This is a genomic window from Rhodohalobacter sp. SW132, assembly GCF_003390325.1.
GTDB lineage: Bacteria > Bacteroidota > Rhodothermia > Balneolales > Balneolaceae > SW132.
On the sequence record NZ_QUOK01000001.1, the window covers coordinates 125,767 to 150,758 of the forward strand.

Below are 24,992 nucleotides of genomic sequence, written 5' to 3' on the forward strand. Positions count from 1 at the left end.
AAATCCCTGGTATTGCAAAGCCCTCCGGGTTGCAGTCAAAAACAACAAATCCATCAATTTCTGCTGCGACTACGATTGGATTGATGATAGTCCTCAATAAAAGTATCGAGCAGATTTTGTGCCGCCTGGTTGATTACCGGCAATCGATCGTACGATACCAGTCCAACCATGCCGGTTTCCCAGGTGCTTGCGGATGTTTGCATATCCCGGTTGAGTGTGAGCTTTACGGGTTGATAGAGACGTAATTCAATGGAAAAAGGGATCAGCCCGTTCTCCATCTCCATTGCGTTGATGTGCATATACAAGAATGGGATATCGGCCGAGGAATGGACTTCTTCATCGGCTACATATCGTAAATCGGCATTCAGCAGACGGTTGATGGCATCCTGGCGAATCACGGAAGGCGTTAGGGTTTCACTGTCGGCGATGGTTCGGCTCCCTTCAATATTGGCGGTAAACCCAAATTCCTGAAGCCCTTCGAGCGAAATCCGCTCCCGTTCAATTTCATTTTGGGCAAGAACGAAGGCAGGAACAAAAGAGATAAATAACAAAAACGTGAGCAGTAGCTTTATCTGTTTCATAATCGGAAGATTTGTTAACAGGAACTCATAATTCAATATAGTGAACGGAATTCAAAATCGGATATTGGATATTTAACCCGTTCGGAACAAAAATAAGCTGATAAACTACAGCGGAGTACCTTTAGGATCGTTTTGTTTCATCACCCCGACAGCCAAAAAAATCCAGCCAAGAATAAAAGCCACTCCGCCTATCGGGGTAATTGCGCCCAGCCAGCCGGTATCGGTTAGAGTTAAAATGTATAAGGAGCCCGAAAAGATCAGTACTCCGGCAGTGAGGCAGTAAAAACTCATGGAAAGCCACTGATTTCCGCGCAACTGAAGAGCCATCACACCGAGAAACAGAATTCCCAGAGCGTGATAAAAGTGATATTCCACACCGGTCTGGTACACATCAAACCGTTCGGGCGTAAGCATATCCTGGACGATGTGCGCTCCAAATGCTCCAAAAGCTACGGCAAGGGCCAAAAAAACCGACCCGGTTGTAATTATCGTTTTTGAGTTCATTGTGGTTTGTACCTACGTTTAAATTGTTCGTTTGGTCGGTGTTGAGTCATCGGAGGGGTTTTTCGATCAATCAGGTTATGCTGGATTGATACATGATTCATGGACGGTTCATTTTTGGACAGTATTAGCCGCTTTTTTACTCAATTTTAGATCCAACTCAGGTTAAAACCTGAGTTGGATTGTTAAATTATGAATGTAAAAGTCCCCCTTAAAAAAGGGGGATTGAGGGGGATGTTCATCAAAATCTTGGTAAAAACCAATGGACACCCCTCTAAATCTCCCCTTGTTAGGGGAGACTTCTTAATGGCTAATTCAAAAAGATTATTAAAAGAACTCAGCTTTAATAGATTCAAATAATCTACATGAGAAAGATAGAGGGCTTTCTTTAAAAACCATACCGACGTTTTCGATTATCTGACGGTTTGATGATTTCACAGTCGTAAAATTATTTTAGTTCTCATGAGCTCTTTTCTGTGCAAAAAACGCATACCTATGTAGTGGTTATCCTTCTGCTTTCGGGTATACTGTTCAAAAAACAGGTTCTATTCTGATTCGTGTGGGTTGAAAAACCTCATTGCCAATAATTTAATATGGATTTACTGAAATTTGTCATTCCCATCCCGGTAGGGTTTGTGGATTATTTGTTTTTCGGTTTAGAAAGTTTCCTTTGAAAAAGTTGTGAGATAAGATATGAACATTGATATAGGCCATTTTTTACCACGAAGTCGCAAAGTCCCGAAGGTACACGAAGGAAAAAATATATCAATTCCACAACTCCAAATAGTTTATTGATCTTCGTGAAGTCTTCGTGTCCTCGCGTCTTCGCGGTCCTTTAGTACGATTGTTTAATAAACTCTCCCATACTAGTCGACATAGAGCCAAAAAAAATAACATCATGAAAAAGCTGCCTTTACTCATAATTATCTTTTTTATCCCCGGTTTAATTTACGCACAAATACCCGGTGTGGATTATCATCCTGAACGGGTGATAATTAAGTTTTCAGATAATGCTCAGGTGCTGCATCAGCTTGATTCGTATCTGGCCAAGTCAGATTTTAACTATTCTAAGATCAACTCCAGCGATCAGGCAATTCATTCAATAGCTTCAGATTTTTTCTCAAACTACGGATTTCTCTCCTTGCGAAAATTGAAAACAGGTTTTCAGTCCGCGCGCAAGAAACAAATCACAAACCACCCGTTTAACCGAATTTATATCGCTGAACTGCCGGCCGGCAGAGATGTGTTGTCGGTGATCGATCAATTAAATAATGATCCCGCTGTAGAGATTGCTGAACCTGATTTTATTGGCCATGGAGGAGGTAAACGTGCAGAACTTTTGCCTTTTTATCTCAGTGAAGATGACCCGTACCCAAACGATAATTTTTTTGAGTACCAGTGGGGCCTGGAAAACCGGGGTCAGGCGATCAATCAAATCCAGGGCGTGTCGGGTGAAGATATCAATATAAAACCCGCATGGCATCTTACAACCGGGAGCCGCGACATTACCATCGCAATTCTCGACAGTGGCCAGCCCGATTCTGTTCCAGATTTCAGCGGCCGCGTGGTTCCGGGATATAATTTCGCCTACGATACCACTTCTACTATTGATGACCACGGCCACGGAACCAATGTTGCAAGTATTGCGGTTGCCACAGGAAATAATGGAGGGATAATTGCGGGGGGTGACTGGCAGTCGAACATTATGCCGGTTAAAATTTTAGACGATGAGAATTCCGGTTTCTATAGCTGGTGGATTGACGGAATTTACTGGGCTGTAGAAAATGGTGCCGACATTTTAAATATGAGCGTTGGCGGATCGCAGGTCAGTCAGCTTATGGAAGAGGCCGTTGAGTGGGCCATCGGTGAGGGAGTTCATGTAATCGCCTGCACAATGAATACAAATGATGATGTTATGTATTATCCGGCTGGATATGATGGCGTAATTTCAGTTGGCGCAATTAACAACGAGGGGAACCGTGCCGCGCCGTTTTGCTGGTCGGAGGATAGCGGCAGTAACTACGGCGAACATATCGACCTGGTCGCGCCTGGAGAGTTTGTTCTCGGTCTTAGCCATTCCAATCCCGAAGGTGCATCATACTGGTGCGGAACATCACAGGCTGCGCCGATGGTTGCCGGTGTAGTTGGGCTGATGCTTTCCGTAAATCCATCACTGACTCCGGCTGAAGTTAAAAATATTCTGATCACGCAAGCACGGGGCGATAATAGCTGGAATAGATATACCGGTTGGGGTACACTGGATGCGTACGCTTCCGTCACCTCGATTATTACCTCGCGGGAAGAAGAGCTAAAGAACGAAACTCCTTCCTCACTTCAGCTCGATCAAAATTACCCGAACCCGTTTAATCCATCTACCCAAATACGCTATTCCATTCCGGAACGGGATCACATCACTCTTACAATTTACTCGCTCGACGGCAGGAAGGTGACCGTGCTTTATGATGGCGTTCAAAATGCCGGATCCCACAGCATCACGTTCGATGCAGCTATGCTCGCCAGCGGAATCTATCTGTACAAACTCGAGGCTGGCGGCATGCAAACATCCCGAATGATGACGATGATTAAATGACTTACTGACGAGACTTCATTTAATATTAAACGAAAAAGAATTATCTTCTGTTTTGATAGTGAAAACCAAGTAAATCATAAATCAAAACAGAGACAGAATCATGTTCCGTGCAGATAAAAAGTCGAATTTCCAGGGTCCTCATCAAAATCAGCAGACAGCGACAGCGGGTGCATCGAAAGAGAATGCGAAAGCGGCAATGATTTTAATTCACGGCAGAGGTGCGTCAGCCCAGAGTATTTTAACACTGGCAAACGAATTTAGCGACCCCGACCTGCACTACGTGGCGCCGCAGGCGAACGACCATCAGTGGTACCCGAATTCGTTTTTAGCCCCGTCAGAAAAAAATGAACCGGGGCTCTCCTCCGGTTTGCAGATGATCTACGACCTCGTTTCTGATCTCGGAGAATCAGGCATACCAAAAGAGAAAATCATCATCCTGGGATTCTCACAGGGTGCGTGTCTTGCTTCTGAATTTGTTGCCCGCCACCCCGCAAAATATGGCGGACTTGCTGCTCTGAGCGGAGGGCTCATTGGGAAAGGAGATCACGTACCACCTGATAGCTATAGCGGCGACCTGGAAAAAACGCCTCTATTTTTCGGCTGCAGCAATATCGATCCGCACATCCCGAAAGAGCGCGTAGATGAATCGGAAGAAATTTTCAACTCACTCAATGGTGATGTGAACAAGAAAATTTATAAAGGGATGGGGCACACGGTTAATGAAGATGAGATTCTGGAAATTCAAAAGTTGATACAGAACGTGACTGAAGCGTAAGTAATCCTTACTTTACCCGATTGATCAGATCAATTTAAAATAATAGCTGTCAATGGATATCATTTGGGTTGGATTCGCATTGGTATTTGGGATGGGAGTTGCCCGACTTCATTTACCTCCGTTAGTTGGATACCTTGCTGCCGGATTAGCGCTTGCCGCATTCGGTTATGAAGCCGGAGAAATGTTGCAAGAGATCTCTCACCTTGGAGTGATATTTCTCTTGTTCACAGTCGGGCTTCATATCCGGTTGAGAAATATCCTACGCTATGATATTCTGGGTATCGGACTGACCCACCTTGCTGTATCAACGGCCATATTTACCCCGATTTCACTTTATTTTGGTTATGACCTTCAGGCTGCGATCATCATATCCATTACACTGGGCTTTTCAAGCACCGTACTTACTGCGAAAAATTTAGAACGCAGAAATGAGCTTGGAGCTTTATACGGTCGTGCCGCGATCGGTATTCTGATTATCCAGGATTTAGTTGCAATTGGAATTATTGCATATACCGGTGGCGGCATCCCTTCTTTTTGGGGGATTTCCATATTAGCACTTCCGTTGATACGCCCTCTGCTCCTAAAGTGTTTGGATATTTTAAAAGATGAAGAGCTTTGGATGCTGTTCGGGCTTGGGCTGGCTCTTGGCGGAGCTTCACTATTTGAATTTTTCAACTTATCCGGAGAGCTCGGGGCACTTGCCGCGGGTATGTTATTGGCATCTGATGAAAGAGCAGATGAAATTGCCAAAAAAATGTGGGGTGTTAAAGAAGCTTTTCTTGTAGGATTTTTCCTTGAAGTAGGATTAACCGGTTTTCCCTCACTGGAGGGATATTATTTCATTGCTGTACTACTGCTTCTACTTCCCCTGAAATCTATTATGTTTTATGGATTATTCATGTTTTTCAAATTCAGGGCAAGAACCGGCTTTTTGGCTTCAGTATCTCTCACAGCATATAGTGAATTTACTCTTATCGCTGGAGTTGTAGCGAGCGCCGGCGGGTTTATACCTGAGGAAACCATCGTTGTTTTAGGTTTATTAACCGCTATATCGTACGCTATTAATGCACCTATTACTATGAATGAAGAGAAGATTTGGAAAAAATGGCAGGGTTTTCTGCTAACCTTTGAAAGAGATGTAAGACATCCTGAACATCAAACCGTCTCCCTTGGTTCTGCAGAGTTCCTCATTGTAGGTATGGGGAATGCCGGCAGGGCAGCTTACGATAAACTCAAGGAACAAGGGAAGCCCGTAGTCGGTATGGATATTGATCCTGATCGGATTGAACGTAATATTGATGCGGGACGACGGGTTCTTTACGGTGATATACAAGACACGGATCTGTGGACTAATATCGAAATGGATAAAATCCGGTCGGTTATGATTGCAATGGGGAATACGGAAGTGAAGGAAAATGCCACCCGCACGCTTCGAACAAGTGGATTTGAAGGTTTAATTTATGTATTAACAATGCGTGAAGAAGAAGCCATTATAATGCAAGAGGCCGGAGCCAGTGCTGTCTCAATTCCAATTAAAGAGGCAGGAGAAAAACTGGCTGAGCTGAGTGCTGACCTTGTGGATGAGCCTCCCGCCATCGATGTGAAAATAAAAAAGTCGGAGCATAATGGTGAATAAGATCACATTAATTTACGTATACGACCCTCTCTGCGGATGGTGTTTCGGTTTTCATCCGGTCGTCCAAAAAATTAAAAAGCGTTTTAATGGGCAGATGAATCTTGAAGTCAAGCCCGGCGGCCTGGCCATTGGCGAGGGGGCCGGTCCGATATCCGAACACTTTTCAGATCTACATTCGGCATTAAACCAGGTTGAAAAGAGAACCGGCGCCGAGTTTGGTAAAAACTTCAGGCTATTAGCTGAAGAGGGGAGTTATCACTTCAATTCCGAACCACCCTGCCGTGCCCAGGTCGCAGTTAACATGATTTCGCCAGATCATGCCCTGGATTTTGCCGGTAAGCTGCACCACGCGATTTTTGCAGAAGGAAAAAATTTAAATCAAGCTGATACATATCCTGAACTGATTGAAGAGTTTGATATCGATCCGGACCGGTTCATGGAGCTTTTCAAAAGCGATAAAACCGCGAAGATTCTGCAGGAAGAGATCCGGTGGAGCAGAGAATCCGGCGCGACTGGATTTCCCGCACTGCTGATTCGTATCGGCGATCAAACCAGCCTGATGACGCGCGGTTACCGTCCGTTCGACACCATTGAGTCTCACCTCCATCATCTGATCAACAACCTCGAAAAAATAAGCAAAGCATAGCAAGATTGAATTCAGGTTTTTAGTAACATCCCTCATCCATAAATATATACTCAAAATTAAATCGCCCACTGTATGATTCTACTTGAAAAGCTGACTCAACCCGGGCCTTTCAGTCTCTCTGCAGTTCTTTTATCGGCTATGATCAGTTCATTGCTTCTGCTGCCAATGGATAGTCATGCACAATCAAACAGCGGTGAAAATTACTCAATCCATGAAGGGGAGTTAAATGGCGCCCCATACAAAGTTGCCGTACCGGAAAACTGGCAGGATGGAAACCTGTTTTTTCACCTGCACGGCTGGCGGCCCGCCGATGCACCGCATGAAGCGAATCTTAACCCGGAAAATCCATTTTATCGCGAACTCCTGGAGATGGGATGGGCCGTTGCCCGAACCGCCTATTACGAAAACGGGGTGGATAACGAGGCGCACATCCGTGCCATCACTGAGCTGCGCGGGTGGATTGATAGCGAACTGGGAACTGTCGGTCGGGTAATATTGGAGGGTGAATCCACAGCCGGATCTCTCGTGCTTCGAATTGCGGAGATCGAACCCGGACTTGCCGATGGAGTTATCGCCAAAGGAGCTTTTGTAAATATTCACGATGAAGATGCCGACTCTTACCTGGAAGGCACACCTAAAATTCCCGCTATTCTGATGAGCAACCTCACTGAACTTGATGAGCCGGTGGCGTATACTGCGATTTCGGAAGATGCCGATGTTAGACCCGCATTACGTCCATTATTGCGCCCCGGACACGTGAATGTCAACTGGGTAGAGCGTCTTGATGCGTTTAATGATCTGAATAACTGGATCAGCTCCGGCACGGTTTCGCTAATCAGCGAAGGAACACGTTCGGTACCTGTGCGTGAAACAAATACAACTGTAGATGACGGTGAACTCATCAACCGTGTTGAGGAGACCGATCCCTATTTTGGTAACGCAATTCTTGGATTTCACCCTGTAGAATTGGGGGATATCGGAATTTTCCCCGGCGATTATTTTATCCTGGAGACCGGTGACGCCAGCTTTGAAATTTTTTACGGCGACTCCTACGGTGATGTGGCGGAGGGTGAATGGGTGGCGTTTCCCACGGCGGATGACAGAATCCTGGTGGCCCGCAACTTCGAAAATGCAGTTGAAACAGCCGGCTTCTCCCGGGGTGACCGCGTTGTGATTCGCTGGATTGGAGAGTGATAATTGAACAAATCAGGAAGAATTTCCGGAATGGATCACGTGAAATGCTTCTGATTCGTGTCATATCACTGATGAAGTGATGGGGGGATTGGATGAGGATCTTCACCGAATGAATTCGCTTCATCCGGTGAATTGCCCGGCTTTTTCATTATCCAATGCATAACCAGACAGAGTAATACTAGCCCAATCCACTCATCCGATGACGTGGAGTCAGCGGATGGGGGACCTGCCAACTCCAGATTTGACATGATCTGGAAAAAATGAATGAACCCGGATTTTATCCTGTTGGTCGATGCCACACCTGAGTCACATCTTTTGTATCTTGTGCCTCTTTTTAAACTTCCGGAATGTCACCTGAACAAAACCGTAAAATTTTACTGATACTCGCGATTGCCGTAATCGCATTCAACCTGCGCCCATCCATCTCTGCAGTCGGTCCGCTGATCTCTGAAATTCGCAGCGACACCGGACTCTCCAACTCGCTCCTGGGAATGCTCACCACGTTGCCCGTACTCGCTTTCGGTATTCTCTCGGTATTTACACCGCTGTTTACCAAACGGCTGGGTACAGAGGGAACCATGATGCTTGCGCTGATTATTCTAACGGCCGGAATTCTGCTTCGTGTGATTCCCGGTTCGCTCATGCTCTTTGGCGGAACCATCATCCTGGGGGCTGGAATTGCCCTGGGAAATGTACTGTTACCGGGAATTGTAAAAAAACAGTTTCCAACCAAAACAGGTTTGGTAACCGGAATCTACTCCGGGATGCTGGGAATCGGCGCCGCGCTCTCTTCCGGAGTGAGCGTGCCGCTAAGTGAAAACGCGGGGTTTGGCTGGCGATGGGCTCTTGGATTCTGGGCACTTTTTTCAAGCATTGCGGTGCTTACCTGGTTCCCTCAGCTAAAACGAAATTTCCAGGTGATTGCCAAACGTCCGCTCGGAAACGCCCTTAAACAACTCAGCCAGTCGGGACTCGCGTGGAATGTGTCTCTTTTTATGGGTTTTCAGTCGTTTACGTTTTATATCATCATTGCGTGGCTTCCGGAGGTATTGCAGGATCGCGGAATCAGCGCAATGGAGGCTGGGTGGATGCTTTCGCTTTGCCAGGGCATGGGAGTGTTGGGTACATTTTTTATGCCCGCCTGGGCCGAAAGACTCGAAAATCAGCACATTCCGATTCTCGTTCTGATCATTTTGGAAATTCTCAGTCTTCTCTGGCTGATGATTCCCGGCACGGCATTCACCGGCGTGATTGTATCGCTGCTCGGTTTCAGCATGGGGGGCAGTTTTGGAATGGCCCTCCTCTTTATCGTACTCAGAACCCGGGATTCCGATTCTGCCAACGAACTATCAGGAATTTCACAGTCGGTTGGTTACACACTGGCCGCAACAGGCCCGGCGCTTTTCGGTGCGGTATTTGATATCGCACAGGTATGGACCGTTCCCCTGGGGATGTTGCTGCTCTTCAGCTTTTTAAAACTCTGGTCAGGCTGGAAAGCCGGAGATCAGGCCTTTGTTTAGAGCTGGACTCGAAATCTTCATTGGACGAGTTTTTTTGTTGTTAATTTGATAAACAAAATGATATGATGAATTCGTTGACGACTCGTCCGATGAATATTAAGGCATTAATCATATGTGGTTTAATTCCCCGATCCTCTGGGTTGGAAAAAATAAAAAAGTCTCTCTTCGAGAGGCTGTGAGGAAATATATCAACAGCATTAAAAAACTCCTTCTATTTGACCACGAGGTCACGATGACACGAAGATTCACGAAGGTTAGGAATTTGATTTTGTTATACTTCGTGTACCCTCGTGACTTTGCGTCTTCGTGGTAAAAAAAATGGCCGATATCTTTGATTAAGTATTTCCTCACACCTTCTCGAAGGGTGACACATCAAAATAAGCTTTGTATTGACCAAAAAGTTATGAGTCACATCAAACTCCAATAATCCAGCAATCCAATAAACTTCCAAATGAAACAGAAAGCATTTTTTCTTGACCGCGACGGAACACTCAATGTTGATTACAATTATGTACATACAAAAGAGGAGTGGGCCTGGTGTGATGGTGCCCTGGAAGCACTGCGGATTATTCAGGATCAGGGGTTTAAAATTGTGGTTGTAACAAACCAGTCTGGGATCGCCAGAGCGCGTTATACGGAAGAGGACGTTATACAGCTCCACAAATGGGTTGATGAACAACTCAGTGAAGAAGGGCTATCGGTTGATGCCTGGCATATGGCGCCGCATCATCCCGAATACGATCCAAAACCGCACACCTGGCCGTCTGAAGACCGAAAGCCCGATACTGGTATGTTTGATAAGGCCGCTGAAAATCTTGGGCTCCGCTTTAACGGTTCGTTTATGGCGGGTGATAAAATTTCAGATCTCCAACCCGCAATTAAACTGGGTATGAAGCCCATTTTTATCCGATCAAGGCATGAACCCAAACAGGACAAAGCATGGCTGAAAAAACACTCCATCCGGCCCTATGATACACTTCTGGATGCGGTGAAAGAATTGTTGTGATTTGGGATTTATTGTTAATTCATCTTTGTAAACAGTAATCAACTTTGAAATACCTACGTAGTACCGTCCATTTCACGAACTTCGGGTTGTGAGTGCCCTTTTTCCCGGGATCCCTTGGGGAGTTTGAAGAAAGGTGAGATACCATTGTTCAAACACCGCCCCCCTTTTATATAGAGCTGAATTTTCAGACCAACGTAGATAGTTTGAGTGTCGATGGTTCTGAAAATGATTCTTAAAAGGTATATCGTTGATTTGACTTCTGTCGGGTAACCATCGGATACAGTTTCAAACCCTACACAAGATTTAGCCCGATGGTTGATTGTTGTTTGTCTTCACCACCCCACGTTGAAACGTGGGGCTACAGTTTCTTTCACCCGCCTCCGGGGGTTGTTTGGAGCTTTTTTAATACCTGGGTTCAATTTTATAATTTGTATAAAAAATGTTATTCAGACTCAGATTTCAAATGCTCTTCAAAAAACTCAAAGATTCTTCGGTATTCATCATACCATGAATTCGGGCTGGTAAAACCGTGACGTTCTGATGGGTAGATCATCATCTCGAATTGTTCATGCCCGCTCTGGATTAACTCTTCCGCATACTGGAATGCATCCTGTGAACCCACATTATCATCTATCAAACCGTGAAGGAGAATCACCGGGTGTTCTAGTTCGGAAGCGTGCGTGAGCGGTGAGCTTCGGTCATAATGTTCCGGCACTTCATCCGGATCTCCAAGCCGCGGAAGTGTATACCACGGATTGGCATAGTAGTAATTTCTCCAGTTCGACACTTTTCGCAAAGCAGCACCGGCGTGAAAACGATCGGGTTTGTCGGTCAGCACATAAAGCGCCATAAATCCGCCGTAACTTCCGCCATAAATACCCACGTTGTCGAGGTCCAGTGCGCCGCCGGTCTCTTCCTGCAGCCAGTCGAGGCCGTCCACAATATCTATTGTTTCATACTTGCCCATCCAGTTGGTCACATCTTCCCGAAACTTCCGGCCGTATCCTGTACTGTGGCGAAAATCAACCTCTACGACAATGTAGTCGTGGTACGTGAGATATTGATGAAACATATATTCCCGCCAGTAATTGTTCGACCACCCTTTGTATACGTTCTGAAGTGAGCCCGCCCCGTGAGCAAAAACCACCACGGGATACGTATTTTCAGGATTGTAGCCTTCCGGGTAGAGAACTGACATCGAGAGGCCGGTCTCGCCATCTCTTCCGGTGAACCGAATGTACTCCTCTTCTTGCCAGTCAATCACCTGAAATTGTTCAGGAACGGAATTTGTGAGCTGAATCTCTCCGGAAGGATTTGAGAGATCTATTTTGAACAGATCATACGGTTCGTTGAAATAGGTTTTCGCATAAATCAGGGTTGATTTATCCGGGCTGAGCGAAAACTGGTATCGGTATGCCTCCCGTTCGGTAAGCTGCTCTGCGGTTCCGTTTTGAGTATTGTATACAAACAGGTGTCGTTCTCCATAATCTGCTTCGTTGTTTGCATATACAATTGTATTGTTGCCGATCCAGCTGGCCCATGTGATTTCAAAATCACCGTCAGTGTGCTGCTCAACACTTCCGGTGCGGAGATCGGCGATGTACATGTGATTCCAGCCGCTCTGTTCAGAAAGAAACATCAGTTTTTCATCAGATGGGGCAAATTCCATAGAATGACCGTGAAGCCATCCGTCCGTAGAATCTTCAAAAAGAACGGATGCTGTGGTATCACCATGGGTATCAAAAATTTTGAGCTTTCTCTCTTTCAGAGCTGCATCAGCATGATCCACCGCAATAAATCGTCCGGATGCAGAAGCACTGGTTGATGACCGGTGAACGCCATCCACTAACGTTTTTCGCTCTCCGGTTTCAAGATCTGCACGCTGAACCGTAACGGCTGGAATTCCCCGGGTTGTTCCGCCCGGTGATACAAAATCTCCGAGATAAGTGGGGAAATATATGGTTCGTGAATCGGAATGGTCTGATTGCGAAATGATCAGCGCCTGGTTGCCGGCCCAGCCGTTGAGTGAAAAGTTTGGTTCGTCACTGCTTTTGCGGGTTACCTGCTGAAGTCCCGGACGCGAAACCTGGGTAACCCAAATATCCCCACTTTTTCCAAATGCGATACTCCGTCCATTCGGCGACCACTGAATACTGTATACGTTATCTTCAGACGAAAACAGATTTCGCTCAGCGGATCCATCAGCATTCGAAATATACAGATCACCATCTTTTGTATATGCAATCAGTCGGTTGTTTTGGGAGTGAAATACGCGATTGACATCCTCTGCTGGCTCGGGAGTCCCGCCATCGAGATCAAGTTTATAGAGCCCGGTATCAAAATATGCGGAATCATTCCAGGAGATGTAGACTGACTGCTGGTCACCTGCAAAAGAGTGGAGCGAAGGGCGAATACCGGGGATCACCGGTTCCAGGAAAATATTTTCAAGAGTCAGGCGGTCTGGTTCGTCCGCCTGTGCAAGTGGCGCGTCAAAAAAGGGTACAACTATCATCGCAATGATGACCGGCAGTAGAATACGTTTCATAAGTAAATATTTGTTTTCGGTAGAATCTGCTGAATTTGGTCTGAAAATAGAAAAAATGGCGGTATAAAAAAGCAGCGGCAGATGGATAAAATGCAGATATCACCAAAGCTGATCATCGTTGTAGGCCGTTCAAAATTATCCTATCTTACGAAGCTGTATAATCAATCAAAATAACTACCATTTTTTATGACTTTACTACACGCGTTTTTTATGATGGGATCCCCTGACGGCGGCGGAGACGGCGCCCTGATCAATCTGCTCTTCCTGGGTGCACTCTTTTTTGTATTCTACTTTTTTATTATTCGTCCCCAGAGCAAACGTCAGAAAGAGATACAGAAAAAAGTTTCTGAAATGAAAAAAGGCGATAAAGTGGTTACTGGCGGCGGAATGATTGGCATCGTGAACACAATCGACGAAGAAACTGTATTGTTAGAGATCGACAGCGGCGTGAAAGCACGATTCCAAAAAGGGTCTATTACCGATGTAAACCCCGGTAAAAAGTAAATTTTGCAACATACTTTATCCGGCCGGATGTTCGCAATCCGGCCAATTTCTATTTTCGGCAATCATACCTATCATTTTTTGTGATGTCAGACAAAACGTTCGATACCATCCCCGAGGCCATTGAGGATATCCGCAATGGAAAAATTGTGATCGTAGTGGACGATGAAGACCGTGAAAACGAGGGTGATTTTCTTATGGCGGCTGATAAAGTTACCCCCGATGCGGTGAATATCATGGTGAAGCATGCACGTGGCCTGGTCTGTGTGCCGATCACGAAAGAACGTGCTCATGAACTTGAGCTGGATTACATGGTCACGGAAGGTGCCGATCCCGATGAGGCAGCATTCACCATTTCGGTAGATCACAAAGAGCTGACCACCACCGGAATTTCCGCACCCGACCGCGCCAATACGATTCGCGAGCTGATCAATCCCGATGCTTCTCCAACTGACTTCCGCCGGCCGGGGCATATATTCCCGCTTATCGGTGTAAATGGCGGTGTACTCCGCCGGGCCGGACATACCGAAGCAGCCATCGATTTTGCACGTCTTGCCGGTTGCCAGCCCGCCGGAATTATTTGTGAAATAATGCATGATGATGGCGAGATGGCGCGTCTGCCCGAGCTGATCGAGCTGAAAAAGAAATTCGGGATGAAGCTGGTGACGATTAAAGATCTGATCGCCTACCGGATGGAAAACGAATCGCTGGTAAAACAGATTCTCACTGTGGATATGCCCACAATTTACGGTGATTTCAAGCTGCAGGTTTTCCAGGACAAACTCACCGGCGAAGATCACCTGGCATTTACCAAGGGAACGTGGGGCGAAGATGATCCCGTATTGGTCCGGGTTCATTCGGCCAATCCGCTCGCTGATATTTTTGGCAGTAAGCGAAGTGATAAAACGGCTGTGCTTCAGCAATCTCTCAGTATGGTGGAAAAATCGAACCGCGGTGTGGTGCTCTATATGGATCAAATGAGCAGTGAATACACAATTATCGACCAGATTACCGCTATCCGCATGCAGGAAGAAGGGATGAGTAAAGATGAGATTCGCAAGAAACTCGGGCTTAAGATGGATGCGAGGGATTACGGTGTGGGGGCGCAAATTCTGCATCAGCTTGGCATCCGGAAGCTTCGGCTGCTTACCAACAACCCGGTAAAACGCGTTGGGCTGAAGAGTTTTGGCCTTGAAATGGTTGAAGAGGTGAAAATAGAACTCGACCATGTAGATACCGATCACCACGAGGAAAAGCTCGACAAGCCCGAAACCAGGGAAGGCTTTCTCAAAAAAATGATGCTTGAGTAGCTCCCTTACTACAACTCTTAACCTATCACCGCACGGAGAAACGGTTGCTGCAGTTTGATCTCTTCACGACAATCGATGCAATCGGCACATTTGCATTTGCTGTTTCCGGTGCTACAGCCGCTATCCGCAGCCGGTACGATATTTTTGGCATTCTCGTTCTCGCATTTGTAACAGCAATCGGCGGAGGTACCATCCGCGACCTGCTGATCGGTAACACCCCGGTCAACTGGCTGACCGACACGATTACCATCTGGTCGATACTCACCGGCTTTATATTCGCACTGATTTTTAGAAAACGGATTGGTAAATGGGATGGCTGGCTCTTCTTTTTTGATGCCGCCGGGCTCGGGCTTTTTACTGTAACCGGCACCCAAATCGGGCTTGCATCCGGCATGGGCGTTGGTATTTCGGTAACGCTGGGCACGATTACCGGCTGTTTTGGCGGCGTGATCCGTGATGTGCTGGCAGGCATCAAACCGCTTATTTTCAGAAAAGAGATCTACGCATCTGCCGCTGTGATCGGAGGGCTTCTTTTTGCCGGAACGCTGCACTTTACCGGATCGCTATTCTGGGCTCAAATCACTGGAATCATCAGCACAGTGCTGATCCGTGTGATTTCCGTACGGTTTGAACTTGAGCTTCCGAAACTTAAAAGCAGTTCTTGAAGTATCGCGTATAGCTGGAAATTTTAGGTTGATGATAAAAGTCCCCTCTTGAGAGGGGAAATGGATTTGAAAACTGCGGAACGCAGATTTTCAAGCCGAGGGGTGTGTTGGTAGGGTGCATGATCTAAAAAGTAACTTCAATTTTGACCAATGCTCTTCGGAACACACCCCTAAATCCCCTCTCAAGAGGGGACTTTTTGACCGTCACCTCAAAAAATGTGCCTTCATACGATATATATCATAACCACAATTCAAAATTTGTTCACACGGTAGATTAGAAAAGAGGGAACTTAATACAGGATAAAAGAAATGGATTATCAAACGATCTCAGGTAACAACCCAAAAATCATCTTCAATCTTCACAGATTTTTTCAACTGGCTGTGTTAGATTACGAGCGGATTTTCACGGCACCGTAAATATTACTGCAATACCGATCTCCGTTTGGAAACAGACGATCTGCAACTTCAATGCATTACAACTTATGATGAAACGATATACAACTGCGTTAACCCTTCTTTTTCTTTTCATAATCCCACAACTCGCTATCAGCCAGGTCTCTCTCGACTATTACCTGCCCGATGACATTACATATAATCCAGCGGTTCCCACACCCGAAGAGGTGATTGGCCACCAGGTTGGCGAATGGCACATCACACACGATAAGCTCGTTTTTTATATGCGCGCCGTTGCTGAAGCGTCCGACCGGGTTACATACCAGGAATTTGCATACACATACGAAGATCGGCCGCTGGTTATGCTGACGATCACTTCTCCCGAAAACCACTCTTCCCTCGACCGGATAAAAGAGAATCATCACCGGCTGAAATCGCCTGCGGAATCGGGTGATCTGGATCTGAGCACAATGCCCGTGATTATCAATCTTGGGTACAGCGTACACGGAAACGAGCCGAGTGGTTCAAACGCATCCCTGCTGATGGCCTACTACTATGCTGCTGCTCAGGGTGATGAGATCGACGAAATTCTTGAAAATTCAGTAATCCTGCTCGATCCGAGTCTGAATCCTGATGGCCTGCAGCGATTTTCAACATGGGCCAATCAGCACAAAAGTATTCACGGAACCGTTACCGATCCATCGAGCCGCGAGTATGGTGAAGTGTGGCCCGGCGGAAGAACCAATCACTACTGGTTCGACCTGAACCGGGACTGGATGCCTGTGCAGCATCCATCAAGCCGGGGACGCATTCAGCTTTTCCAGGAATGGATGCCGAATGTACTTACTGATTTTCATGAGATGGGAACCAACGCCACCTACTTTTTCCAGCCGGGAGTACCGGAACGAACCCACCCGCTCACGCCGCAGCGGAACCAGGATCTGACGATGGCCATTGCAGAATATCATGCCGATGCACTGGATGACAGGCAAGAGCTCTATTACACTCGCGAACGATTTGATGATTTTTATTACGGCAAAGGTTCCACCTACCCCGATATTTTTGGGTCCGTTGGCATCCTGTTTGAACAGGCCAGCTCCAGGGGGCATGCGCAGGAGAGTATTCACGGCGTGATTGAGTTTCCATACACGATTCTCAACCAGGTCACCACATCGTTTTCAACGGTGAAAGCGTCCATCGAACTTCGTGAAGAGCTGCTCGATCATATGAGAACCTTCTACCGGGAGGCAGAAAATGAAGCGTCCGGTTCATCAGTGAAGGGAATTGTTGTTGGTGATTCGTACGATCGCGCACGAACCTGGCACCTCGCTGATCTGCTCAGTTTCCATGATATCGAGATGTATACGCTGGCAGAAGATTTTGAAAATAATGGCACCTCATTCAGTGCGGGGGAGGCAATTGTGATTCCGATGGAGCAGACTCAGTTTAAATTCCTGGAAGGCATATTTGAACAGCGAACCGAATTCCCTGACAGCCTTTTCTATGATGTTTCCACCTGGACACTTCCATACGCGTTCAACCTTCCGTTCGCTGAACTTTCACAGCGCCAGTTCAGCAGCTCGCTGATGGGCGACCGAATCGAATCCCCTGAATTTCCAGAAGGGCGTGTGATTGGCGGCAGAAGTCAGTATGCCTACCTGTTCGAATGGGATGGATATTATGCGCCAAGAGCTCTTCATCGCTTGCAAAACGCCGGTGTAAAGACCAAAGTCTCCGGCACAACATTTCAATCCGTCACAACCGGAGGAGTTCGTGATTTTGATTACGGCACAATCCTGGTTCCGCTCGGCATACAGGACGTTGATGAAATGGAGATCTTTCGGATGATGCAGCAAGCTGCTCAGGAAGACGGTTTGGATATCTACAGCGTTGGCCGCGGATTGAACCCGAGCGGAATTGACCTTGGCAGCCCCAGCTTCAGCATTCTGGAGAAACCGGAAACGGTTATTTTGGGAGGATCCGGTGTTCGCGGTAATGATGTCGGTGAAATCTGGCATCTGTTTGATCAGCGTTTTCACATGCCGATTACAATTCTTGAGAAAGACCGTGTCGGTCGATCGGATCTAAGCCGCTATAACACGATGATACTCGTGCAAGGAAACTACAACGATCTTTCATCCAACGATGTAGATGAAATCAAGCGGTGGGTTCGCAGGGGCGGCACGCTGATTCTCAACAAATCGGCTGTAAACTGGGGCGTTCGGGAAGGACTTGCAAATGTTGAATTCGTAGAGCGGCCGTCCGACGACTCTGAAAAAAGACCCTATGCCGAACTGAGTGATGCACGCGGAGCACAGGTCATCGGCGGCTCGATATTTCACGGTGAGCTGGATCTCACCCACCCGCTGGCCTATGGCTATAACCGTGAGGACATCACCGTTTTCAGAAACTCCAATACGTTCATGAAACCTGCAGAGAATCCATACGCAACACCGCTCCGGTATACGTCGGATCCACTCGCAAGCGGCTACATATCAGATGAAAATCTCGAACTCATCGGCGATACCGCATCCATTATTGTTAGCAGTTACGGAAGAGGACGCGTGATCAGTATGATTGATAACCCGGCATTCCGGGCGTTCTGGTTCGGTACAAATAAACTGCTGATGAACGCCGTATTTTTCGGGGATACCATCAGCGGAGCCGCATCAAACTAACAAACCATTTGTAAAATGAATCTAAATCTTCAAAGGTCCGCATCTCAGTGGATCTTTGAAACTTCAGTTCGATTTATAGATAATTTCATTTATTCGGTATTAAGTCTCCCCTAACAAGGGGAGATACAGAGGGGTGTCCATCGGTTTTTCCACAATCAGATGAACATCCTCCTCAATCTCGTCTCGAAAGTCGGGACTGGAAATACACCAGCTGATGCGGGAAAAAAGAGGAGCCCTGTTTTAAAGGCTGTGAGAAAATAAATCAACAAGTAAAAAAACTCCTTTTATTTGGCCACGAAGGTCACGATGACACGAAGAATCACGAAGTCTAGTAATTTGATTTTGTTATACTTCGTGTACCCTCGTGGCTTTGCGTCTTTCCCTGAGGACCCCTTGCGGGGCGTGGTAAAAATAAATGGCCGATATCTTTGATTAAGTATTTCCTCACACACTCTCTAAGGGGGGCTTTTAAAGATCATTATTTAAGAATCGAACTCAGGTTTGAAAGATTTTGATAATTGGTGGGAAAATCCGTCTAATTACTGACTCATTTGGTTCGTAAGAATCTAATCCAAAAAGGCTAAAAACTATTGTGCCGAACGACAGTTTAGAACAGGCAATTTCCCTGTCAAAAGGCAAATCAAGGAGTTACAAGGTGATAGCTAAATCACTGTAAATTTGACATTTACCGGATATTGTGAATATTAAGGAAGGATCAGTACATACTCTCCCGTTGATTCCCTGGGAAATGTTAACGGATGGACAAGTACATATAGGTTTCAGAGAACCGGATCAGCTTGCCGGCAGGGATGATAATGGAAACGTTACTGTTTCCGATGAAACCGTATTATGTGGAAAAGTCAGACTCCGGGATATGGGTGTTCAAATCTTACATGAATTCAGGCTGAGTCCATCTATAACGGCTGAAATACCGGCAGATCCGGATTTTATCGCTGAATTGAGGAATTTTGCACTGATAGATTACCTGGAACCTGTTACCACCGGAGAGTATTATACGACTCCCCTTTTTTATTAAAGTCAGGGAATTCAGACCCCTGACCACAAGTTATCCGGTTGCTCCCTATTTTATCAGCATCATCTGCCTTGCCAGGGTCTGTGAGTCTGTTTGAAGCCGATAGAAATACACTCCGCTTGACAGACCGGATGCATCAAAACGAACGGTATGTCTGCCCGAACTTTTCCCTTCATTTACCAGTACCGCCACCCGCTGCCCCAGCATATTGTATATATCAAGTCTAACGTTCGATTGTTCCGGTAATGAGAAACGAATCTGGGTAGTTGGATTAAATGGATTCGGGTAGTTTTGATCCAGCTCCAGATCTGTAACAAGTTCAGACGGTTCATCGGGATGAACGGAAACCGGGGTTTCAGACTCTCCCTCCGGGCCTGTATACTTTAGAAGTGTGCCATTGTTTGCCACTGCCCAGCCGCTCTGTGCACTTGTGAAATGGGCGTCCATAATAGATCTCTCCGTTGGCACGGGCACACGAGCCCAGGTTAGCCCGCCGTCGGTTGAAAACATGGTCAGCGCAACCTGGCTCGATCGGCCGCCGACCGCCCAAACCGTGTCCCGGTCAATGGCAAAAACAGTTTCGAGATCGGGGGTTCTGAAGCTAATATCTTCAGCCAAATGCTGGGTTGACCAGGTAGTCCCGCCGTCATCGGTAAAAAGGATGATCTCATCTTCGCCAGCCGCCCAGGCCGTTTGTGCATCATGAACAGCCAATCCCTCAAGATCGTGATCTGTACCGGAATTTTGCTCCTGCCAGGTATCACCTCCGTCCGTAGTCCGAATAATCGTGCCTTCGTCTCCTACTGCCCAGCCGGTCTGATTGTCGGCAAAACGGATTTCGTTGAGCGACTCATCGGTTCCTGAACCGAGCTCCTCCCAGGTTTCTCCGCCATCACCGGTTCGCCTGATTTCTCCGCTGTTTCCCGCAAGCCAGCCGGTATCGGGTCCATGAAACCATGCAGAGTTGATCGAGTGATCCGTTCCGTCTGCGATCCGGTCCCAGGTATCACCACCATCTTCCGTGCGAAAAATCCCCTCATATCTGCTGATGATCCATCCGGTCTGATCATCCGAAAAGTAGATATCCTGATAATATCGCTGCCATTCATATTGCGGGTCTTCGTCAGCCGGCACCACCTCGTCAAATGACTCGCCGCCATCCGTAGTCCGGAAGATTTGAGAATAGCCCAGAATCCATCCGACCTGCGGCGAGTTGAAGTGTGTTTTGAAAAAATTGCCTTCAATAACGTCGCTTTCCACCAGCGTCCACGTTCCGTGTACCGGGTTATCCATGGTTCGGAATGACCAAACCGGGCTTTGGGAATCGGAAATTTCGTTTGATTTGGTAACCATCCAGTAATATTCGGTGTACCAATCCAGCGGCCCGCTGTAGTAGGTTGAGTCGAGAGCGGCAACTGGTGCGCCCTGATAGATAATCTCATCGGCACCTAATTCGGGATGGGTGCCAAAATAGACGGTAATCTCGTCAGCGTTTTCATCTCCGGACCATTGTAGTGTAGTATTTACGTCTACATCCACCGTATCGGGCGCAGGTTCCGGATTCGTAGCTGTAAAAAGGCTGTTGATGGTCACGTCCAGCTCCAGAAGGAACGGCTCGCTGGCATCATTTGTGGTAACTTCGACCTCAACTCGATAGGTTCCGGTTGTATTCGAACCGCCCTCAAGTTGAAGCGGTATCACGCCCGCCGTTGCCGGTTCTACCGACCCGTTTCCCAAATCCGGTACCACCAATCCATCGGGCAGGCCAAATCCGTGCTCATCAGTGTAAGAGACGGTCACATCCCAGGTCAGATCGGCATCACCGATATTGGCTACATAAAGATAAATCGTCTCCTCTTCTCCGCTGCGCGTGAATGCATTTGCCGTTGAAAGCTGTGCCATGGCGACCGGTGCCGGATCGGAATCAACAATCGTCGTCCGGGCCAGCCGCTGGCTGAACGATCCGCCAACCCAAAGATCATCCCCTTGTCTGGCAAATGCACGAGGGTTGCCGTTGAGTCCGTCCCCGACCTGATGAGCCTGACCGGTACCGATATCCAACCGGATTCCCCTGTCTTCATCACTTGTTTGATTGGCATAATAGATAGTGTTGCCGGATTTATAGATATCCCGGATCCTGTTGCCGGGCGGTTTCACCGCTTCGGGCGGATAAAACCAAGTATCCGTTTCGGGATGAACAATCATCAAGGTGCGGGGAGAATCCCGCTGGATTAGTTGACCATCCTCATCCCATTGCCGGAAATTCAAAAAACCACCGGCGATATACAGAAATTCTCCGTCACGCATCATCGTTTCGTTAGAGCTATTAGCTGAATTCCCCCGCAGACGACCGTTTAACTGGCTCACTGCACCAGTCTCCAGGTTTTTTCGAAACAGGGTACCCGTTTCATTATCATTAACATTGTAGATATTAGCTGTGATATAGAGATGTTCATCGTCGCTTTCAAGGGAGATGAAATTTCGGTCCCGCAGCGCCCACTCCTCCGGAAAATCGATAGACGCCGACTCCCCGCTGGTGAGATCAAGCTGCATCAGGTTAAGCTGATGATCCGCCCGGTCGGGGATGGTGGAGAAGTAACCGGCAATATAGAGCTGGCCGTTTTTGATATGCAGGTCGTTGACCATCGGATTCCACATAGCGGTACCCCCGGTGAGGTTCTGCACCTCTTGCCATTGTGTACCGTCCCAGCGGATGAGGCTGCGTGTCGCCTCCGTCAGTCCGTCCTCGTTGATGCCATAAATGAAATTACCGCCGAAATAGATGTCACCGGTGTCCGGATCTTCAATAATTGTATGAATCTGCGCGCCGGGAGTGCCCACACCCGATCGGGAGATACCACCCTGCAGCGGAACAAAATCGCGGGCTTCCGGATCGTAGGCAATGGCCAGTGAGGCATCATACGTTTTCGATCCCGCGTATGCCCGCCTAAAATTGCCTCCAACACCCAAATAGAGCAGCCCGTCCGCCATAGCCAGGGCGGTGACCCCGCCGCCATCAATACCAAAACCGAGTTGGTGAAAGGTTTCGCCATCAAAGCGGGTAATGTTTTCCATATCCAGCAGTGTTCCGGTTGTAGTGCCGCGGTGAAAGGCATTGAATTCGCCGGCTATGAAGATATCGTCGCCCATTTTTAACCCAACCCGTGTCGGGCGTGAACCCGGTACAGTCCTTGCCGATCTGTGCCATGCTCCGTTACCCAGAATACTGTACCCTTCGCTGTCCAGCTCATATTCCATGTTGGTATCGTTAAAGACAGCTACTCCGCCTACCGTAAAACTGCCCTGGTTCTGAGTACCCAGCGTTACGACATTTCCAAATATATAGATGTGCTCCCCGTCAATAAACATATGTCTCAGGGTGGCACGTCCCTGGCTGTTTAAGGGATTTTTGCGAGTACTTAACGAGGTGGTTTCGAAGCCGTGCCAGGACCCGTTTTCACGGTATGCGAAACTGGTGGCATGTGTGGCGTTGTTTTGGTCGATATCGGCCATGTCCATCAGCTCTTCTTCAATAAGATGATCGAAACTGCCGCCAATATAGAGCCGGCCTGAATCAGGATGACGAGTGATCGTTTGAACAAACCCGGTTGATACATTTTCTACCGCTCCGGCTCTCCGCCATGTACCGCCGCCGACCATATGCCAGTTGCCGCCTGACCAGCGCACGATTCCGCCTACCGGTGTATCGCGATATCCATCAAAGGATTCATAATCACTATCATAAATCCGGGCATTCCGGAAACCGCCTCCTACGTACAGACTGTTGGAAACCTCATCGTAATAAATCGCACTAACACATCCGCCCCACAGACCGGTATATTCATAATCCTCTGAACCCACCGTGAAAGGAACCCATTCGTTTCCAGTCCAGGCCGAAATTCCATTGAACGATTCGCCACCCGACTGAGAAAAACATCCGCCGGCGTAGAGTGTGCCGCTGTTGTTCATTTCAAGTGTGGTAACACCTCCTAACGTAAATCCCGCACCCATTGTGCTCCATTGACCGCTGCTGGTATTATATTGCGCAATTCCAAGGGCACTGAAAGCTGAACCATCTGCCGGGTTGATTTCGGTAAAGGATCCGCCTACATATAAGACATCCTCATGCGTATACAAGGCAGCAACGGTACCATTCAGATCTCCGATATTCTGCCACTCCTCTCCGGTCCAGAGTGCAATATTCCCGGCTTCCAGGGCTCCCGCATGATCAAAATTTCCGCCTACATACAGCTCTCCGTCCGGGCCTTCTGCCAGATCATTAATCTGGCCATCGGTTCCGAAACCAAAATCTCCTGTCCAGCCTGTATCCTCTGTTAATGGATTTCCATGCTGAATGAACTGTGCCTCAGCAACAGGCAAACCCGCCGCAATAAGCATTAATAAAGAAAAGAATAGTGCCGGTATGATAGCTTTTGTTTGATCCATTTATAAAGAGATTGATGAATGCCAATTCGTGTTAATTTCACAAAATCTCTCAGCTACCAACAGTCAAGCTTTACATAAAGATTGAGACTTTAAGAATAGAAAGCGCAGGAAATACGTATGAACTGTCAAAAAACTCTGAAGTTTAATAAATGACCGTGGTGAGAAGATTGGAGATCAGATCCAATTACGTTTAACTAAAAAACTGAGTTCGGGGATAATGTCGTTGCGGGAATCCCCGAATCTGTACCTGAATGAATAGAAATGCCAAATTTTGTTACGGGCTTTCCTGCTTTATAACGAGCTGGTGTTTATTTATAAGTTATAGGGTAGATTAGCAATATTAAGCTCCAAGAGTACCTGTCTCCACTTCCCCGGCTCGCTTGTAATTGGAAATAATAACCCCGTATGGTGTAATCGTACTTTTTGTTAATGTAAATGCTGCCGGAATTGGGCCATCATCAAACAACTTTTTACCTTTACCAAGAGTCAGCGGGTGTATGATAAGCCAGAGTTCGTCTACTAAATCATTCTTTAGGAGCTGTTGAACGAGTTTGCCGCTGCCCCAAACCTGAAGATCAGGACCTTCTGAATTTTTGAGCTTTTTGATACCGGCTATGTTTTTGAGGAAAACTGTGTTCTTCCAGTCTGACTTTTCTCTGGTCCTGGACATGACGAATTTGGTGCCATCATTGATGCCCGGCCAATTATCTTCATGTTCAGGCCAATAGCCTTCCCAAATTTCAAATGTTTTTCTGCCCAGGAGATATTCTGCAGGGTTCATCAGTTCTTCCATAATCTTATTACCGACTTCGTCAGAATTAGGTGCAGCCCAGCCGCCAAATTTGAAGCCGCCTGATGTATCTTCTTCAGGTCCGCCGGGAGCCTGCATCACTCCATCCAATGTGATCATTGATATGACGATTATTTTTCTCTTCATTTATTCACCTTTTAGGTTTAATACTCTATCCTGAG

17 protein-coding genes are annotated in these 24,992 nt (G+C 47.1%); 12 read left to right on the forward strand and 5 right to left on the reverse strand.

Going from position 1 to position 24,992, the window contains the following annotated elements; all coding sequences use genetic code 11:
* Positions 1 to 53: 53 nt before the first annotated feature.
* Positions 54 to 581 carry a hypothetical protein gene (locus DYD21_RS00535; protein ID WP_147303451.1) on the reverse strand — a complete coding sequence of 176 codons (528 nt, stop codon included), beginning with the start codon at positions 579 to 581 and terminating at the stop codon, positions 54 to 56.
* Between the two features lie 105 nt (positions 582 to 686).
* On the reverse strand, positions 687 to 1,085 hold the full coding sequence (locus DYD21_RS00540) for a DUF423 domain-containing protein (RefSeq protein ID WP_116030802.1): 399 nt from the start codon (positions 1,083 to 1,085) through the stop codon (positions 687 to 689).
* 895 nt (positions 1,086 to 1,980) lie between these two features.
* On the opposite strand from DYD21_RS00540, the gene DYD21_RS00545 reads away from it, so the two are divergent.
* The 7 genes from DYD21_RS00545 to DYD21_RS00585 all read left to right on the forward strand — a co-directional run bounded on the left by DYD21_RS00545 (position 1,981) and on the right by DYD21_RS00585 (position 10,449).
* Positions 1,981 to 3,672, forward strand: a complete 1,692-nt coding sequence (locus tag DYD21_RS00545) for a S8 family peptidase (protein WP_116030804.1) — start codon at positions 1,981 to 1,983, stop codon at positions 3,670 to 3,672.
* Positions 3,673 to 3,772: 100 nt separating this feature from the next.
* Complete coding sequence (locus DYD21_RS00550) at positions 3,773 to 4,447, forward strand: alpha/beta hydrolase (RefSeq protein WP_116030806.1); 675 nt, start codon at positions 3,773 to 3,775, stop codon at positions 4,445 to 4,447.
* A 52-nt stretch (positions 4,448 to 4,499) separates the two neighbouring features.
* Positions 4,500 to 6,083 (forward strand): cation:proton antiporter family protein, encoded by a 1,584-nt coding sequence (locus tag DYD21_RS00555; protein WP_116030809.1) that lies wholly within the window; start codon positions 4,500 to 4,502, stop codon positions 6,081 to 6,083.
* Positions 6,073 to 6,729: a DsbA family protein gene (locus DYD21_RS00560; protein WP_116030811.1), complete on the forward strand. Its 657-nt coding sequence runs from the start codon at positions 6,073 to 6,075 to the stop codon at positions 6,727 to 6,729. The genes DYD21_RS00555 and DYD21_RS00560 overlap by 11 nt, the downstream gene beginning before the upstream one ends.
* A 72-nt stretch (positions 6,730 to 6,801) precedes the next feature.
* On the forward strand, positions 6,802 to 7,923 hold the full coding sequence (locus DYD21_RS00565; protein ID WP_116030813.1) for a hypothetical protein: 1,122 nt from the start codon (positions 6,802 to 6,804) through the stop codon (positions 7,921 to 7,923).
* 347 nt (positions 7,924 to 8,270) lie between these two features.
* A complete protein-coding gene (locus tag DYD21_RS00575) occupies positions 8,271 to 9,443 on the forward strand; it encodes an MFS transporter (protein ID WP_116030817.1) in 1,173 nt (390 codons plus the stop codon).
* Positions 9,444 to 9,894: 451 nt separating this feature from the next.
* Positions 9,895 to 10,449 (forward strand): HAD-IIIA family hydrolase, encoded by a 555-nt coding sequence (locus tag DYD21_RS00585; protein WP_116030821.1) that lies wholly within the window; start codon positions 9,895 to 9,897, stop codon positions 10,447 to 10,449.
* A gap of 442 nt (positions 10,450 to 10,891) precedes the next feature.
* Here DYD21_RS00585 and DYD21_RS00590 read toward each other — a convergent pair whose 3' ends face one another.
* Complete coding sequence (locus DYD21_RS00590; RefSeq protein ID WP_116030823.1) at positions 10,892 to 12,994, reverse strand: prolyl oligopeptidase family serine peptidase; 2,103 nt, start codon at positions 12,992 to 12,994, stop codon at positions 10,892 to 10,894.
* Positions 12,995 to 13,180: 186 nt separating this feature from the next.
* On the opposite strand from DYD21_RS00590, the gene yajC reads away from it, so the two are divergent.
* The 5 genes from yajC to DYD21_RS00615 all read left to right on the forward strand — a co-directional run bounded on the left by yajC (position 13,181) and on the right by DYD21_RS00615 (position 19,577).
* Positions 13,181 to 13,498 (forward strand): preprotein translocase subunit YajC, encoded by a 318-nt coding sequence (yajC, locus tag DYD21_RS00595; RefSeq protein ID WP_116030825.1) that lies wholly within the window; start codon positions 13,181 to 13,183, stop codon positions 13,496 to 13,498.
* Positions 13,499 to 13,581: 83 nt separating this feature from the next.
* Complete coding sequence (gene ribB / locus DYD21_RS00600) at positions 13,582 to 14,805, forward strand: 3,4-dihydroxy-2-butanone-4-phosphate synthase (RefSeq protein ID WP_116030827.1); 1,224 nt, start codon at positions 13,582 to 13,584, stop codon at positions 14,803 to 14,805.
* A 44-nt stretch (positions 14,806 to 14,849) separates the two neighbouring features.
* A complete protein-coding gene (locus DYD21_RS00605; protein WP_199535431.1) occupies positions 14,850 to 15,470 on the forward strand; it encodes a trimeric intracellular cation channel family protein in 621 nt (206 codons plus the stop codon).
* 485 nt (positions 15,471 to 15,955) lie between these two features.
* Positions 15,956 to 18,541, forward strand: a complete 2,586-nt coding sequence (locus DYD21_RS00610) for a M14 family zinc carboxypeptidase (RefSeq protein ID WP_116033376.1) — start codon at positions 15,956 to 15,958, stop codon at positions 18,539 to 18,541.
* Between the two features lie 697 nt (positions 18,542 to 19,238).
* Positions 19,239 to 19,577, forward strand: coding sequence for a hypothetical protein (locus tag DYD21_RS00615; protein ID WP_147303452.1), 339 nt, complete (start codon positions 19,239 to 19,241; stop codon positions 19,575 to 19,577).
* Between the two features lie 45 nt (positions 19,578 to 19,622).
* Here DYD21_RS00615 and DYD21_RS00620 read toward each other — a convergent pair whose 3' ends face one another.
* Entirely contained in the window at positions 19,623 to 24,020 is a 4,398-nt protein-coding gene (locus DYD21_RS00620; protein WP_116030832.1) for a YCF48-related protein, read from the reverse strand.
* A 340-nt stretch (positions 24,021 to 24,360) separates the two neighbouring features.
* Positions 24,361 to 24,957, reverse strand: a complete 597-nt coding sequence (locus tag DYD21_RS00625; protein WP_116030834.1) for a dihydrofolate reductase family protein — start codon at positions 24,955 to 24,957, stop codon at positions 24,361 to 24,363.
* Between the last annotated feature and the right edge of the window lie 35 nt (positions 24,958 to 24,992).